Annotated in this window: 16 protein-coding genes; 4 read left to right on the top strand and 12 right to left on the bottom strand. The window is 36.2% G+C overall.

The window, feature by feature from the left end:
- Positions 1-53: 53 nt before the first annotated feature.
- Positions 54-1,370: a hypothetical protein gene (locus PFY10_08330; GenBank protein WBV58454.1), complete on the bottom strand. Its 1,317-nt coding sequence runs from the start codon at positions 1,368-1,370 to the stop codon at positions 54-56.
- Between the two features lie 377 nt (positions 1,371-1,747).
- Positions 1,748-3,061 carry a hypothetical protein gene (locus tag PFY10_08325; GenBank protein ID WBV58453.1) on the bottom strand — a complete coding sequence of 438 codons (1,314 nt, stop codon included), beginning with the start codon at positions 3,059-3,061 and terminating at the stop codon, positions 1,748-1,750.
- 569 nt (positions 3,062-3,630) lie between these two features.
- On the opposite strand from PFY10_08325, the gene dnaK reads away from it, so the two are divergent.
- Positions 3,631-5,526, top strand: a complete 1,896-nt coding sequence (gene dnaK / locus PFY10_08320; protein WBV58452.1) for a molecular chaperone DnaK — start codon at positions 3,631-3,633, stop codon at positions 5,524-5,526.
- A 90-nt stretch (positions 5,527-5,616) separates the two neighbouring features.
- Here the strand turns inward: dnaK and PFY10_08315 are convergent, their stop codons facing one another.
- The 3 genes from PFY10_08315 to PFY10_08305 form a co-directional block, all read right to left on the bottom strand.
- Positions 5,617-5,970 (bottom strand): cupin domain-containing protein, encoded by a 354-nt coding sequence (locus PFY10_08315; protein ID WBV58451.1) that lies wholly within the window; start codon positions 5,968-5,970, stop codon positions 5,617-5,619.
- 19 nt (positions 5,971-5,989) lie between these two features.
- A complete protein-coding gene (locus PFY10_08310) occupies positions 5,990-6,409 on the bottom strand; it encodes a DoxX protein (GenBank protein WBV58450.1) in 420 nt (139 codons plus the stop codon).
- A gap of 91 nt (positions 6,410-6,500) precedes the next feature.
- Positions 6,501-7,289 carry a helix-turn-helix domain-containing protein gene (locus tag PFY10_08305; protein WBV58449.1) on the bottom strand — a complete coding sequence of 263 codons (789 nt, stop codon included), beginning with the start codon at positions 7,287-7,289 and terminating at the stop codon, positions 6,501-6,503.
- Positions 7,290-7,543: 254 nt separating this feature from the next.
- On the opposite strand from PFY10_08305, the gene PFY10_08300 reads away from it, so the two are divergent.
- A complete protein-coding gene (locus PFY10_08300; GenBank protein WBV58448.1) occupies positions 7,544-8,653 on the top strand; it encodes a heparan-alpha-glucosaminide N-acetyltransferase domain-containing protein in 1,110 nt (369 codons plus the stop codon).
- 122 nt (positions 8,654-8,775) lie between these two features.
- The gene (locus PFY10_08295; GenBank protein WBV58447.1) at positions 8,776-9,297 is read left to right on the top strand and encodes a thioredoxin family protein; all 522 of its coding nucleotides are present in this window, start codon (positions 8,776-8,778) and stop codon (positions 9,295-9,297) included.
- 62 nt (positions 9,298-9,359) lie between these two features.
- On the opposite strand, the gene PFY10_08290 is transcribed toward PFY10_08295, so the two are convergent.
- From PFY10_08290 to PFY10_08275, 4 genes are all read right to left on the bottom strand, one after another.
- Positions 9,360-9,758 (bottom strand): hypothetical protein, encoded by a 399-nt coding sequence (locus PFY10_08290; GenBank protein WBV58446.1) that lies wholly within the window; start codon positions 9,756-9,758, stop codon positions 9,360-9,362.
- Between the two features lie 53 nt (positions 9,759-9,811).
- Complete coding sequence (locus PFY10_08285; protein ID WBV58445.1) at positions 9,812-9,943, bottom strand: hypothetical protein; 132 nt, start codon at positions 9,941-9,943, stop codon at positions 9,812-9,814.
- Between the two features lie 137 nt (positions 9,944-10,080).
- Positions 10,081-10,437, bottom strand: a complete 357-nt coding sequence (locus tag PFY10_08280) for a hypothetical protein (protein WBV58444.1) — start codon at positions 10,435-10,437, stop codon at positions 10,081-10,083.
- Between the two features lie 6 nt (positions 10,438-10,443).
- Positions 10,444-10,608 carry a hypothetical protein gene (locus PFY10_08275; protein ID WBV58443.1) on the bottom strand — a complete coding sequence of 55 codons (165 nt, stop codon included), beginning with the start codon at positions 10,606-10,608 and terminating at the stop codon, positions 10,444-10,446.
- A 205-nt stretch (positions 10,609-10,813) separates the two neighbouring features.
- Between PFY10_08275 and PFY10_08270 the strand changes: the two genes are divergently transcribed.
- Positions 10,814-11,827, top strand: coding sequence for a nucleoid-associated protein (locus tag PFY10_08270; protein ID WBV58442.1), 1,014 nt, complete (start codon positions 10,814-10,816; stop codon positions 11,825-11,827).
- Between the two features lie 86 nt (positions 11,828-11,913).
- Here the strand turns inward: PFY10_08270 and PFY10_08265 are convergent, their stop codons facing one another.
- The 3 genes from PFY10_08265 to PFY10_08255 are packed head-to-tail and all read right to left on the bottom strand — an operon-like array spanning position 11,914 to position 15,260.
- A complete protein-coding gene (locus PFY10_08265) occupies positions 11,914-12,663 on the bottom strand; it encodes a succinate dehydrogenase/fumarate reductase iron-sulfur subunit (GenBank protein WBV58441.1) in 750 nt (249 codons plus the stop codon).
- A gap of 12 nt (positions 12,664-12,675) precedes the next feature.
- Positions 12,676-14,592, bottom strand: coding sequence for a fumarate reductase/succinate dehydrogenase flavoprotein subunit (locus PFY10_08260; GenBank protein WBV58440.1), 1,917 nt, complete (start codon positions 14,590-14,592; stop codon positions 12,676-12,678).
- A gap of 11 nt (positions 14,593-14,603) precedes the next feature.
- Complete coding sequence (locus tag PFY10_08255) at positions 14,604-15,260, bottom strand: succinate dehydrogenase cytochrome b subunit (GenBank protein WBV58439.1); 657 nt, start codon at positions 15,258-15,260, stop codon at positions 14,604-14,606.
- Between the last annotated feature and the right edge of the window lie 9 nt (positions 15,261-15,269).

Below are 15,269 nucleotides of genomic sequence, written 5' to 3'. Positions count from 1 at the left end.
ATAAAAAAGCTGCTTTTACAGCAGCCTTCTATAAAATTATATGTAATAGCAAATTAATGACTTAATACATATTTGATAGCCTTATCAAATATATTACAAAACAAAATGGATTTGCTGTTATCGGAACAACTTGAGGATCCCTGATAAAAACCATCATCTGATTGGTAATTGATGTACCAGTTAATATCCGAAACAACGATTAAGTTATCAGCAATGATAGAATTAACAGTTCCATCCATATTTTTCATAAAAGGAGTGGAATTGGATGTGTAATTCGTCATTTTTCCGACGGCTAATGTCATATTTATTTGTGTACCGGCTGGTAGCGTACCAAATGCACCTTTATCAGGTCCCACTGTTGTTGATACAATAGAACCAGAATAATTACCATAATTAAAGTAGTCAAATGTCTGTCCTGAAAAGACGGATTTTCCCGGAAAAACCGAACCATTATAATTATCGTTACCAATAAAAAAGAATTTTTTCTTTTCATTGATTTTTTGTTCCAGAGCATTCCTCATTTCCGCATTGATATTTCCGTTGGTTATATAACTGATCCAGATGATATCAGCATTATCAATAGCTGTTTGCAGTCCCTGTGCAGTCCCTGTACTAACATCAAAGGTACTATACGTGAATCCAGATATTTTTACAGTTCCGGACGGTCCGAAGTGGGATGAATTATTGAGTTTAGACCTGGCAACACTTGTATAGGGATCATTTGATAAGTTTGTAGACCAGGCATCAGGAACCAGCGATAGTATTTTTATGGTGCGGATCTGCTGCTCAACCTTGACCGTGAATGTGCATGTTTTCCCTAAAAAATTGATTATGAATGTTGCTGTTCCGGATGTAGTTGGTGTTCCAAAAATATTTAAAGTAATGCTTCCGTTACCATTATTTAATGTTCCGGCCGGAGCGGTAGCGGTAAGTCCTATAACTCCTGTTGATGCGACGTTTATAGCATCATAAGCCTTTCCATTTCCGTTCGTATAGTTGATTACTTTCATACCATTACTAAGTGTCCCTTGATTATAAGTTCCAGTCAAAGAACCATTGCATTCCAGATTGTCTATTTTACCTGCTATGTTGTTGTTATCACTAAGGCAATTGGACCATCCTGTAGATTTATGCACCTTAACACAGTCCTCAGTAGAATCATACATCATTGTTCCAACAGCAATATTTCCTCCTTGAGGATTGATTATTTTTGTTGTGCTGGTGTTGGTTGGTAGTACAAACCCAAATTCGTTAGTCGTCGGCTTATTGATGTCCAGTGCACCTCTTGGAGTTGTTGTCCCTATACCTACTTGGGAATAAATTGTTTTAAATGCTAAAAGCATTGAAAGTAGAAAAAAATTTCTTTTCATATTTGTATTTATTTATGTTTATAATGAAATATATTCTTACCGGTTATGGTCTAAATTGTTGATATTGATCTTTTTAAATTAGGTGAACCCGATAATATGAATATGGTTTATCAGTGCCCTAAAGAAAAATAGGGTATGAATAATTTTTTATAAAATAAGAAATTTCATTGGTTTTCATCTTGAATGTTTGTGTTGGGTACTCCTATTATCAATATATGTGCCAAAATCCAAATATCATTGTCTTATACGTATGTAGAAACTAGAATGCGATTTTGTATACGACAACTGTTTTTACCATTTGTATTGTGAGAAATATGCTGAAAAAGGTTGCCACAATGGGCAACCTTTTTAAAGTCTGGAGATATTTTAAATGTTATTTAATGAGTTAAGACGTATTGTACTGCCTTTTCAAAAATATTACAGAATAATATAGAGTTGTTGTTGTCTGAGCAGCTGCTTGAGCTTCCATAAAAACCGTCTGCTCTTTCATAGTTTGTATACCAATTAATATCTGATACAATTACCAAATTATCACTGCTTACTGCATTAGTTGTTCCATCTGTATTCCGTATAAATGCGGTAGATCCGGAAGGGTAATTCGTTACTTTACCAATAGCTCTGTACATTTTTATAGGAGCTCCGTCGGATAGGTTCCCGAAAATTCCTTTATCAGGTCCGTTTGTCGTTGATATGATATTATTCGAAATGGTTCCGAATCTGAAATAATCAAACGTGTGCCCTGCAAAACTGGTTTTACCCGGAAAATATCCTCCGTTGTAATTATCGTTACCAATAAAGAAGAATTTCTTTTTTTCTCTGATTTTTTTGTCCAGCATTTGTCTTTTTTCCGGAGTAAAATAGCTATTGCTTATGTAGCCTATCCAAATAATATCTGCATTGTCTATTGCATATTCCAGCTCCTGGGCACTGTTAGAGTATATATTAAAGGTGTCGTAGGTAAATCCTGTTACTTTAACTTTTCCTGAAGGGCCAAAGTTAGAAGAATTATTTAATTTGGATCTTGCAATATTTGTATATCTGCCATTGGATAAATTGGAATTCCAGGCATCAGGAATAATTGATAATATTTTTACGTGTCTTACTTGTGGTTGGCCGATATTGATTATAAAAGTACAGGTTTGTCCTGCTATATTTATGGTAAAATTAGCTGTACCACTTCCGGATGGCGTTCCTGAAATATTTAAAGTGATTGACCCGTTTCCATTGGCTAAAGCCCCTGCGGGTGCCGAAGCTGTAAGGCCTGTAACTCCTGTTGAAGCTACAGATATTGCGTTATAACTTTGTCCGCTTGCTCCTGTGTAATTAATGGTTTTAGTTCCACTGCTAGGTATAGACTGCGTATAAGTTCCTGTTAGTGTTCCACTACTACAATCCAAAACAAATCCCTGATTAATGCCTTCACCCAGACACTGAGACCATCCTTTAGATTTATAAACTTTTACACAATCCTCTGTTGAATCATACATAATTGTTCCGATTGCTACCTCTCCACCCAAAGGATTAGATATTTTAGAAGTACTTGAATTTGTAGGTAATACCAATCCATGATCATTGGTTGTAGGTTTATTGATATCAAGAGCTCCTCTTGCGTTAGATGTTCCGATCCCTATTTGTGCAGATGTTATTTCAAACAACAAAATTGAGGATAAAAATAGCATTTTTGTTTTCATATGTGTTTATTTATATGTTATTGTATATTATGTATTGAAGGCTTTTTATAAATAATAATACCCGGCCAGGAGCAAAAGCTGCTAGCTTATATAGTTACTGTTAAAGAATTTAAGAATGGATATAGCACAAAACACAACTGGAAGACATGGATGTGTTATATTTAAAACAGATGTGGAATATCCGTATTCAGTATCTTTTAGACAATAAGTTGAATTGGGAGTGTTATATAGTATTAGAATTTAGGGTAGGCTCATACCATAACAGGAAGTAGTTAATTTCATTTTTCATCGTGTGTGTTTGTGTAAATAGAATATTGGACAAATCCAAGCAATTAATATGCCAGAATGGTCATGCTGGTTAGCTCAATATGGCAAAAAAGTCTTAAACCAGATTATTCATAAATTGTTGATATATAAAGGAATATTTTTGAGTGCTGACTTATGCGATGGCCGGCTGCGTCCATGTTCTCTGATAATGTATGTCAATTTGTCATATATATTTGAATGGTACGAATATTGAGAAATGTACAGTGTAAATCAAATTAAAAATTAGAAAAATAAAAAATATTATGAGTAAAATAATTGGAATTGACTTAGGAACGACCAACTCTTGTGTTGCTGTAATGGAGGGTAAAGACCCTGTTGTTATCCCTAATGCGGAAGGAAAAAGAACAACTCCTTCTATCGTAGCGTTTACAGAAGATGGTGAAAGAAAAGTAGGTGATCCTGCAAAAAGACAGGCTGTAACGAATCCAAAGAAAACTGTATACTCTATTAAAAGATTTATCGGGACTCATTTTAAAGAAGATGCTAAAGAAATCTCAAGAGTACCTTACGAAGTTGTATCCGGACCAAATGATACTGTAAAAGTAAAAATCGACGACAGAGAATATACACCACAGGAAATTTCTGCAATGATTCTTCAGAAAATGAAGAAAACGGCTGAAGATTATCTTGGACAAGAAGTAACAAGAGCGGTAATTACTGTTCCTGCATACTTTAATGATGCACAAAGACAAGCTACTAAGGAAGCGGGTGAAATCGCAGGTTTAAAAGTAGAAAGAATTATCAATGAGCCTACTGCTGCAGCTTTAGCGTACGGTCTTGATAAAAATCACAAAGATCAAAAGATTGCGGTATATGACCTTGGAGGTGGTACTTTCGATATTTCTATCCTTGATTTAGGAGATGGTGTATTCGAAGTATTGTCTACAAACGGTGATACACACTTAGGAGGTGATGACTTCGATGATGTGATCATCAACTGGATGGCTGATGAATTCAAAGCTGAAGAAGGTGTAGATTTGAAAGCAGATGCTATTGCTCTTCAAAGATTGAAAGAAGCTGCAGAAAAAGCAAAAATCGAATTATCTTCTTCTCCACAAACTGAAATCAACTTACCATATATTACAGCTACAGCTACAGGTCCTAAACACTTAGTGAAGACTTTAACTAAAGCTAAATTCGAGCAGTTATCTGCTGATCTTGTAAGAAGATCTATGGAGCCGGTTGCTAAGGCATTAAAAGATGCAGGTTTATCAACTTCTGATATCGACGAAGTAATCCTGGTAGGTGGTTCTACAAGAATCCCGATCATTCAGGAAGAAGTGGAAAAATTCTTTGGTAAGAAACCATCTAAAGGAGTTAACCCGGATGAGGTTGTAGCTATTGGTGCAGCTATCCAAGGTGGTGTATTAACAGGTGATGTAAAAGATGTATTACTTCTTGACGTTACTCCACTTTCTTTAGGTATCGAAACAATGGGTTCTGTATTCACTAAATTAATTGAAGCGAACACTACGATCCCAACGAAAAAATCTGAAGTATTCTCTACAGCTTCTGACAACCAGCCAGCTGTAAGCATCAGAGTAGGACAAGGTGAAAGACCAATGTTCAATGACAATAAGGAAATCGGTAGATTTGATCTTACAGATATTCCACCTGCACCAAGAGGAGTTCCTCAAATCGAAGTTACTTTCGATATTGATGCCAACGGTATCTTAAGTGTATCTGCTAAAGATAAAGGTACAGGTAAAGAGCAGTCTATCAAAATCCAGGCTTCTTCAGGTCTTTCTGACGAAGAAATCGAAAGAATGAAAAAAGAAGCTCAGGAAAATTCTGCAGCGGATGCGAAAAGAAAAGAAGAAGTTGAGATCTTCAATAAAGCAGACGGATTGATCTTCCAGACTGAAAAGCAATTGAAAGAGTTTGGAGATAAATTATCTGCAGATAAAAAAGCAGCCATAGAAGCTGCAGCAGCAGAGCTGAAAACAGCATTTGAAGCTAAAAATTCTGACGATGTAAAAGCTAAAACTGAAGCTTTGGATGCAGCTTGGATGGCTGCTTCAGAAGAAATGTATGCAGCAGGACAACAAGCTCAGGGTGCTGATGCCGGAGCTCAGAATCCTGGCGGAAATGCAGGAGGTGATGATGTACAGGATGCAGACTTCGAAGAAGTGAAATAATAAGTTGTAAGTATATACTTACCTTTAATAATACAACCGCAGTAAAAGATTTTTTTACTGCGGTTTTTTTATAAATAAAGGAGTTGTCTTTTAAAGAATTTCAACCTCTTCGGGGATCATAAAGAAGATCAGACATCCGTTTTCTGATTTTACAGAGTGTTTAAAGTTAGGAGGTGTATACAAATAATCTCCTTTTTCCAAACGCGCTCCGGCAATAATGGCATCCCCTTCCATAATAAACAATTCTTCTCCTGCCGGATGATTGTGATAAGGGTAGCTTGCTCCCGGATCAAATTTTAAAAGAATTGTGGTTGATCTGTTCTTTTCAGGATCAAATTTCAGAGATTTAACGAAGATGCCTTCATAGTGAATTCCTTTTTCAATTAAAGGTTGCCATTCTTTTTGTTCTGTTTTTACGATGTAATCGTGAATGTTAGTGTTCATTGTAATTTATTTTTAATTGTTATTGATTCAAAAAATCTTCAAGGTTCCATTTATAATGTGGAAAAGTACTGAGTAAAAATGCTCCGGCACTGAATGCAAATACTGAATAATCCAAAGGCTCTTTAAGTCCAAAAGAAAAAGACATTGCCAAAGCAAATAATAAAGTGAGGAATGATGCAAATAAAGCTGCTTTATGGATTTGGTATCCCACCAATAATAAAATACCGAGCGACAACTCTATAATAGTTGATGCCGTTGCAATGAATGGTGCTAATGACCTGGGTAAGAATGAATTGGTTTCTGCGGTATAGTTTATAAAATTTATCCATCCCGAAGACCGGTTTCCCCAAAGTCCCAGTCTGCTGGCAGTAGCGGATAAAAATCCGGTAGCAAGGGCTATTCTTAATAGGAAAACAGCTATGTCCTGTCTCGCTTTCATACTCATTATTTTATTGGTTGAATTATAAGTACAAATTTCGCGAATGACTCGTAGCTAAAGAATAGACAATCCTGGGAAAAGCATATAAGATTTAGTTTTTCACTGCCTTTTGATAATCCTTGGGAGATAAGGAAGTGTGCTTTTTAAAGAAGTTTGAAAAGTAAAAAGGATCATTGAATCCCAACTGATAAGCGATCTCTTTAACCGTGAGCTTTTCGTAGAGCAATAATCTTTTAGATTCAGAAATAATGAGACTGTAGATGACGTTCAGTGCTGTTTTATTGGTGTGCAATTTAGAGACCTCATTGAGCTTTGCTTCTGTAGTCCCCAGAATATCGGCAAAATAGGATACCGGATAATTCTGCGAAAAATTATGGCGGACATTTTCCAGAAACTTTAAAAATAAAGCATCAGGTTTCCAGATATCATCACCATTTGCAATTTTACTGCGATTGATTTCTATTAACAATAATTCAACCAATGAATGGGTAGAAATGAGATATTGATAAGGCTTTTCATTAATTTCATCTTCAATCTGTTTAAGTGTTTCTGTAAAGAAGTCCGGACGGTGTATCGTGATCTTTTCATTCATACCGAAATGGCAGAACAACCCGTTATGGAAAATGAGCTCTATATCGCTGTCGCTTTTACTGAAAAAATCAAGCGTGAATTCAAGAGCCGTTAATTCGCCTTCAACAGATTTTAACTGATGAAATTGTCCTGAAGTAATGGTTACGGTTTGATTGGCTTCCAGAATAAAAAAATGCTCGTCAATCAGAATTTCAGCATGCCCGCTCTTGCACCAGAACAGCGTATACCTAATGACACGCCTAGGTTCAGGGTGTCCCTTTTGATCTGAGTATTTTTTTATATCAATCATTTTGTTTATTCTCTAATGTAAGCAGCATGAGCCCGGAAATGCATTCATCTAAATTACAAAAAAGTTAAAGTAAAAAATAAGCGGGAAATAATATTAATAAACCATTGGATAAAATACCGATGAAATTGATCATGGAACTTGATTATTTATTTTAAATAAGTATATTTGTTTTTATTTAGAATTAATAAAAATTAAATTTTAACAAACTAAAACAGTTTGATTATCAACTATATCTATTGAATTAAAACAAAACTATGGAACAACTCAACAAAAGAATCTTAACATTGGACCTGATAAAAGGAATGAGTGTAATAGGGATGATTATCATTCATACCTTACTCATATTTGCCAATGTGAAATCACAATCAGATACGGCAATTGGAAGTTTTATTGTCTTTTTAGGAAGAGGGACTTCTATTTTTCTGATTTGTATGGGAATCACATTCATGACTTCCAGCCATCAAAGTTTAACAAGTGCCATCAAACGGGGAGGTTTACTTTTATTAGCGGCTTTTTTTATGAATTTTATGAAGTTCATTGTTCCCGTAATTTTAGGTTTTGCTCCTGCACATTTTATCGAAAAATATGGATGGCATGGTCCGATAGAGCAGCAATATCTATATCTGGCACTGCTGGGGGATATCTTGCAACTGGCAGGAATGTCTCTCCTTTTTGTAGGATTTATCAGGAAATATGTGAAGAATAAATATGGTATCCTTGCGATAGGTCTTTTGGTGGCTCTTGTATCAAGAGAAGTAAGCGGTATTCATATTAATTTTCCTGTCGTTAACTATATTCTGGATCTTCTTTTTAATAATAATTTTCCTGCTTATGTGTACTTTCCTGTTTTTCCATGGATGTCTTTTATTATTATCGGGATGTTTTTTGGGAAATGGTTTCAGCAGCTGAATTATAACGGGCCGCAATTGTTTAAAAATATGCTCTACGTCGGGCTTATATTTATTGCCTTAGGTGCTCCTTTGGTTTTTATGTATGGGAATTATCACTACAATGGTTTTTATCATATGGGGCCTGGAGGTGTAATTTATTTTGCAGGATGGACGCTGATATTTCTTTGGGCTATTTTCAGACTGACAAGTAAAGCAAAGGAAAATACATGGATGAAAGTTTTAAAATATTGCAGTAAAAACCTCACCTCCATGTATATGATACAATGGATATTGATTTCATGGGGAAAAGGGATTTTTGGATACAGACAGCATGGAATTGCATTTGTCTCAATCCTGATTCTCTTTTATATACTGCTCACTTTTTTAGTTCAGAACACATTGGACATTGTAAGGAAAAAAGAACCTTTGATTGTCTTCCGACGTATTTCAGTGGATGAAACAGTGTTAAAATAATAGTGTAAATATGTATAGATACCAGACGGAAAACCAGCAGTTTTTTGATTTTGTATTTTATTATTTATAAATTCCTGATAAATTACCTAAATTCGTGTTGTATTAACTTAAAAAATATTGAAATGAAATATTCTAAAATAATCCTGGTGTTTACTGTACTTTTATTTCAGTTGGGATTTGCGCAGGAAAAAGCAGATGTAGTCCTTAACAAAGCTCTTACAGATGCTAAAAAGGAAAATAAAAATGTACTTCTTGTATTCCATGCGTCATGGTGCCAATGGTGTAAACTGATGGAAAAGAATATGAATCTTCCGGAAACAAAGCCTTTGTTTGATAAAAACTATGTTACGGCCTATGTGGATGTTCAGGAAAGAGGAGAAAAGAAAGTTCTTGAAAATCCCGGAGGCGAAGCAATGATGAATCAATATAAGGGTGAGAATGCAGGCCTTCCTTTTTGGTTGGTATTGAATTCTAAAGGTGAGGTTCTTACAGATTCTTTTAATGACAAAGGCGAAAATCTGGGATCCCCAGCAACTCCGGAGGAAGTAGATGTTTTTTTAGCGAAACTTGAAAAAACTACAAAATTGAACAGACAAGAACTTGAAACCATTCAAAAAGTTTTCGTGAAGAAAAAAGATCAGTAAAGAGATTGATATCATCCAATAAAAATGCCCCGGAATTGAAAGATTCCGGGGCATTTTGCTATTTATTTTTTACCAAAAAATATCTGATCTTTTTTCTGCTGTTCCAGGTAAATTTCCTGGAAATTAACCGGCATATATTGAAAGATCGCATTCCAGTGTTGTATCTTAGTATGCTTTTTAAAGCTTTCAAATGATCTTACGAAAAGATTTTCGATAATATCTTTAACATAAGTATCCGCATTACGGTAAATTCCTTCCATCAATTTGATATGATGGCCGATAATATTAATCTTGGATTCCCGTAAGAGGTTCTTCAAGTAATTTACCGTGGATTGAATAATACCGGCGAAATTTTTTTGCATTGATAATTGAGTAATTTCACTTCTAAGAGTGGGATAGAAAAATTTTAAATACTCTACAGCTGTCTCTTCATTAATAGTTTGCATTGGCTCGTTCATCATAAATAATATTTTATTTTTCAAACACTTTTATTGCCGCCAAAATTATACCAAACTTATAAGTATGATGCAACAATAAATACTCCGATTATTAAAGCAATATGAGTTGCCAATATTTCGATATTGTGTCTGGAATTCGCTTCTTTCCACTGTTTCCAGTCGAATTGTTTTCTGATTTTTGTCTTCATAGTGATGATAATTGTGTAATGAAATACCTGAAAAATGTAATAAAAAAAATAAGGTGACTGGTTTTTATCAACCGTTTTCCACGGAAAATCTCCTTAAAGTGACAAAAGGATTCTTTTTCTGATGATAAATACTGTCATTATATGCCATGATTGTAAATCTGCTTGGCATATATTTTTTGCAAATCCCTGGACATGTGGCTAAAGATTGCTTTCCGGTATTCTTCATTACAAAGGATAGTGACATTATCGAGGGAATAAATAAAAGTACATTCTATAGCATTCTTAAGCATAGCATCTCCGTTTTTATAGATGTTACTCATCTTTTTTAAACTTTTAAAAAGGAGTGTCCTTTCATTTTGACGGATCATTCGCTTGATATGATCTGTAAAAGTGCTCATGGCATAATAAGAACTTTGTGTTTTGTGCTCATCCAACTCGTACTGTATATCAGGAATAACTTCTGTAATTTCCTGAACGGCCTGTAAGTAATTCATATTTATTTAATAATGGTTTTGTTCTAAAAATCTGATAAATCCTCCGAAAATAAAGAGTACAAGAAATGCTATGAATAGCAAGTGATAAGGCTTCATCCATTTCGGGGTTTTCGGTCCTCTGCTTTTTAATCTTCGCAGCCGGTCTATTCTGTTTAAGGTCTTTAAGTCCATTTTTTTATGTTTTGAGAATGGTGATGCCAAATGTGTTCCTTTGAAAGTGTTTTTATTTTAATATACTGTATATCAATTTATTGAACTTATATTACTGATGTTTATACAGCCAGAAAACCATTCAAAATGATAAGGTTATTATCAGAATGAAATGCTGTCCGGTATTTGATATTATTAATATCTTTGCAATCCATAAAAATCAAAAATGTTTTCAAAAATTATAGTACACAGAGTAGGAAATAAGATCAATGGTGAGTCTTTAACACTTTCCCAGGAAGAGCTGCAGTTGGAAGAAGGGATGGCAGAAATGCTGGAAGATTACTTTCTAGGTTCTTTTAAAACAGAAGAAACGTACCAGTTTTACAGTGATACTTATCTTGTCAATAATCCTGTTTACAGTTCTGTAACAGAAATTTTTGAGGATAAGGCCAAATTTCTATGGGAATCGGAGAATATTGCCAAACACCTTTTTGAAGCTGCTGAAAATCCGAGAGTGCAGGGAGGAGAATTGTTTATTGTTTTCTTTGAAGATGAAAGGGAAGGCGATGAGAAAGTGGATAAAATAGGTATTTTTAAGACTGAAAAAAGAGAATCTTTCTTAAAAATATTTCCTCAGGAAGAAACTTTTGGACTTGAAAAAGATCAGGGTATTGGCTTGTCAAAAATTGATAAGGCAGCTTTGATCTATAATAATAACAAAGAAAGCGGATATGTTTTATCTGTAGTGGATAATAACAAGAACGGTGATATGTATTACTGGTTTGAGGATTTTCTTAAAGTAAAGCAGCGTGATGATGAGTATTTCCATACCCAGGAAGCTTTAATGGTGTACAAGGACTATATTACCAAGCAGCTTCCTCAGGAATTTGAGGTTTCTAAAGCGGATCAGGCTGACTTTCTGAATAAATCCATCAATTTCTTTAAAGAAAAAGAAGAGTTTAAGCTTGATGATTTTGCAAGTGAGGTACTTGGTGATGAACACGTGATTGAGAGTTTTGTTAACTTTAAAACAGATTATGAACAGGATATGCAGATCAATATTGCTGAAGAATTTCCGATCAGTGAAGCGGCTGTAAAAAAGACACAACGACATTTTAAAAGCATTATCAAATTAGATAAAAATTTTCATATCTACATTCATGGTGACCGGAAGATGCTGGAACAGGGACAGGATGAAAAAGGAAAGTATTATATGCTGTACTTTGATAAGGAAGTCTAAGGAAGTTAAAACATAAGATGTAAAAGGGCAAAAGGGTAGAATAACGAAAAAGAAAATTCACCTTTTTGTCCTTTTGCTTTTTTTATTTACTTTTTTCTGAAAAATAAAGCCCTGCTGTATTCATAGTTCATACGCGCGATATTAAGGACTGATATTCCCTGAGGGCATTCCACTTCACAAGCTTCTGTGTTGGAGCAATGACCGAATAATTCTTTATCCATCTGCTGAACCATTTTAATCACCCGTTCGCTCCTTTCTTCTTTTCCCTGGGGAAGAAGTGCCATATGGCTTATTTTTGCAGAGGTAAACAATGCTGCACTCGCATTTTTACAAGTGGCTACACAAGCTCCGCATCCGATACAGGCCGCGGAATCAAAAGCTTCTTCGGCAATCTGGTGAGTAACTGCAATGGCCGTGGCATCCGGAGCCTGTCCCGTATTCACGGAAACAAAACCTCCCGAAGAAATAATTCTGTCAAAAGCCGAGCGGTCAACTTTTAAATCTCTTTTTACCGGAAATGCTTCCGCCCGGAAAGGTTCTATAACAATAGTTTCTCCGTCTTTAAAAGAACGCAGGTGGAGCTGGCATGTGGTCGTGTTTTCTAAGGGACCGTGTGCCAGGCCATTGATCATGATTCCACATTGTCCGCAAATACCTTCACGACAGTCATGATCGAATTCTACCGGTTCTTCTCCTTCTATGATCAGCTTTTCATTAAGTGTATCGAGCATTTCGAGAAAAGACATGTGGGAATTGAGATCTTTTAAATCATAATTTACGAGCTTTCCTTCCGTGCTTCTGTCTTTCTGTCTCCATATTTTAAGATGTAAATCCATAATTTCTTTTTTTTATTTATAACTTCTTACAGTGGGCTGTATTTCTTCAAATACAAGCGGTTCTTTAATTAATTCAGGTTCCTGATTTTCACCTTTCCATGCCCAGGCAGAAATAAACTGAAATTCAGAATCATTTCTGAGGGCTTCTCCATCGGGAGTCTGATATTCTTCGCGGAAATGGGCTCCACAAGATTCGTTTCGGGTGATGGCATCGTAGCACATCAGTTCACCGATTTCAAAATAATCTGCAACACGTCCGGCTTTTTCCAATTCTGTATTCATGTGGTTTTCATCACCGGAAACTCTTACGTTTTGATAAAATTCTGCTTTCAGTTTTTTTATTTCTTCAATGGCATATTTCAGGCCTGCTTCATTTCTTGCTAATCCACAATAATCATAAAGCAGTTTGCCCAGGGTTTTATGATAGTAGTCTACGGTTTTGTTCCCTTTGATATTGATAAGGTGTTCAATCTGTTGCTTAACGGCATTTTCTGCATTCTCAAATGCCAGGTTATCGGTTGATATTTTTCCGGTATGGATTTCATTGGAAAGATAATTTGCGATCGTATACGGAGCAATGAAATAGCCATCTACGGAAGCCTGAAGAAGGGAATTGGCGCCCAGTCTGTTGGCTCCATGATCTGCAAAATTGGCTTCTCCCAGAGCAAACAGCCCCGGAATGGTTGTCATGAGCTCATAATCTACCCATAATCCGCCCATAGAAAAGTGGGCAGAAGGAGAGATCATCATGGGTTCTTTATAAGCATCATATCCGGTTATTTTTAAATACATGTCGAACAGGTTTCCATATTTTTCCTTAATTTTTTCTTTGCCCTGTTCCTTAATTGCTTTGGAAAAATCAAGATATACTGCATTTTTAAGAGGTCCGATACCGAATCCGGCATCAATTCTTTCTTTAGCAGCCCGGGAGGAAATATCCCTTGGTGCCAGATTGCCAAAAGCAGGGTACCGCCTTTCCAGATAATAATCCCGTTCATTCTCAGGAATATCATTTGGTGATCTGGTTTCATTATTTTTTAAAGGAACCCATATCCTTCCATCATTACGGAGAGATTCGGACATCAGGGTCAGCTTGGATTGATAATCTCCGGATTGGGGCAATGATGTCGGGTGAACCTGTATCCAACTTGGTGAAGCCATTAAAGCTCCTTTTTTATGGGCTCTCCAGATTGCTGAGCCATTACATCCCATGGCCAGTGTGGAGAGGTAATAAATTTTACCATATCCGCCGGTGGCTAATACAACAGCATGAGCAGAATGCCGTTCAATCTCGCCGGTATCCAAATTTCTTACAATAACTCCTCTTGCCTTGCCATCAATGAGCACAAGATCCAGCATTTCATGTCTGGAAAACAATTGTACGGTATTTTTACCAACCTGCCTCATCAATGCCTGATATGCTCCCAGAAGCAATTGCTGACCGGTTTGACCTCTGGCATAGAATGTTCTGCTTACCTGTACTCCGCCAAAAGACCGGTTGTTGAGGTAGCCTCCGTACTCCCTGCCAAAAGGAACTCCCTGCGCTACTGCCTGATCAATAAGGTTTAACGAACATTCAGCCATGCGGTATACATTGGCCTCACGAGCTCTGAAATCTCCTCCTTTGAGGGTATCCACAAACATTCTGTAAACACTGTCTCCATCATTTTTATAATTTTTAGCAGCATTTACTCCTCCCTGAGCTGCTACGGAGTGGGCTCTTCTCGGACTGTCCTGAAAACAGAATGATTTTACATTATAGCCCATTTCTCCAAGAGATGCAGCTATGGAACTTCCTGCCAGCCCTGTTCCGACTACGATAACATCCAGCTTTTTACGGTTTGCAGGATTAACGAGTTTTGCCGTTTTTTTATATTGAGCCCATTTTTGTTCTAATGGTCCCTGGGGTATTTTAGAATCTAACTTCATCGGTTTTATTTTTAATTAGCGGTAAAGAAAACATAAACAGGCATGAGCGCAAATCCAATGCTGATTATGACTGAATAAGCAATTCCTATGGTCTTAAACCATTTTACAAACTTCGGATGATAAAGTCCCAATGTTCTTACTGCGCTATAGATCCCATGGATAAGATGATAGCATAGGGCAGCCATGGAAATTACATAAATGATCACATACCACCATTCTTTAAATACCGTCACCACCAGTATATAAAGATCCTTATTCCCGTTATTGTCTAATGGCGGACTACCGAATTTATATACATACCAGAAGTTCTGAAAATGGATCACCAGAAAGATCAGTAATAAAGTTCCCAATATTCCCATATTCCGGGAATACCACTTGCTTGCTCTTCCGCGTCTGTCGGCAGAATAACGTCCGCCCGATTTTTTGTTTTTTAAAGTGATGATTAAACCATCTACTGCGTGAAGAATAATACTTGCATACAGGACATAAGAAACGATTTTGATTACAATATTACCCGAAAGGAAGTGAGAGTAGGCATTGAATTGCAAATGTGCCTGCTCCTGCGGCAGGAACAGCTGAAGATTTCCCAGGAAATGGATCAGCAAGAAAAAACTCAGAAACAATCCTGTGAGGCACATCAGCATTTTTCTTGACAAGGTAGACAGCATAATTTTTGT

The sequence above is a fragment of the Chryseobacterium daecheongense genome (assembly GCA_027920525.1).
GTDB lineage: Bacteria > Bacteroidota > Bacteroidia > Flavobacteriales > Weeksellaceae > Chryseobacterium > Chryseobacterium proteolyticum.
This window is presented reverse-complemented; position numbering and strand designations above follow the sequence as displayed.

Coding starts and splice junctions, on each gene's coding strand:
- PFY10_08330 (WBV58454.1), bottom strand. CDS start 1,370: ATGAAAAGAAATTTTTTTCTACTTTCAATGCTTTTAGCATTTAAAACA.
- PFY10_08325 (WBV58453.1), bottom strand. CDS start 3,061: ATGAAAACAAAAATGCTATTTTTATCCTCAATTTTGTTGTTTGAAATA.
- dnaK (WBV58452.1), top strand. CDS start 3,631: ATGAGTAAAATAATTGGAATTGACTTAGGAACGACCAACTCTTGTGTT.
- PFY10_08315 (WBV58451.1), bottom strand. CDS start 5,970: ATGAACACTAACATTCACGATTACATCGTAAAAACAGAACAAAAAGAA.
- PFY10_08310 (WBV58450.1), bottom strand. CDS start 6,409: ATGAAAGCGAGACAGGACATAGCTGTTTTCCTATTAAGAATAGCCCTT.
- PFY10_08305 (WBV58449.1), bottom strand. CDS start 7,289: ATGATTGATATAAAAAAATACTCAGATCAAAAGGGACACCCTGAACCT.
- PFY10_08300 (WBV58448.1), top strand. CDS start 7,544: ATGGAACAACTCAACAAAAGAATCTTAACATTGGACCTGATAAAAGGA.
- PFY10_08295 (WBV58447.1), top strand. CDS start 8,776: ATGAAATATTCTAAAATAATCCTGGTGTTTACTGTACTTTTATTTCAG.
- PFY10_08290 (WBV58446.1), bottom strand. CDS start 9,758: ATGATGAACGAGCCAATGCAAACTATTAATGAAGAGACAGCTGTAGAG.
- PFY10_08285 (WBV58445.1), bottom strand. CDS start 9,943: ATGAAGACAAAAATCAGAAAACAATTCGACTGGAAACAGTGGAAAGAA.
- PFY10_08280 (WBV58444.1), bottom strand. CDS start 10,437: ATGAATTACTTACAGGCCGTTCAGGAAATTACAGAAGTTATTCCTGAT.
- PFY10_08275 (WBV58443.1), bottom strand. CDS start 10,608: ATGGACTTAAAGACCTTAAACAGAATAGACCGGCTGCGAAGATTAAAA.
- PFY10_08270 (WBV58442.1), top strand. CDS start 10,814: ATGTTTTCAAAAATTATAGTACACAGAGTAGGAAATAAGATCAATGGT.
- PFY10_08265 (WBV58441.1), bottom strand. CDS start 12,663: ATGGATTTACATCTTAAAATATGGAGACAGAAAGACAGAAGCACGGAA.
- PFY10_08260 (WBV58440.1), bottom strand. CDS start 14,592: ATGAAGTTAGATTCTAAAATACCCCAGGGACCATTAGAACAAAAATGG.
- PFY10_08255 (WBV58439.1), bottom strand. CDS start 15,260: ATGCTGTCTACCTTGTCAAGAAAAATGCTGATGTGCCTCACAGGATTG.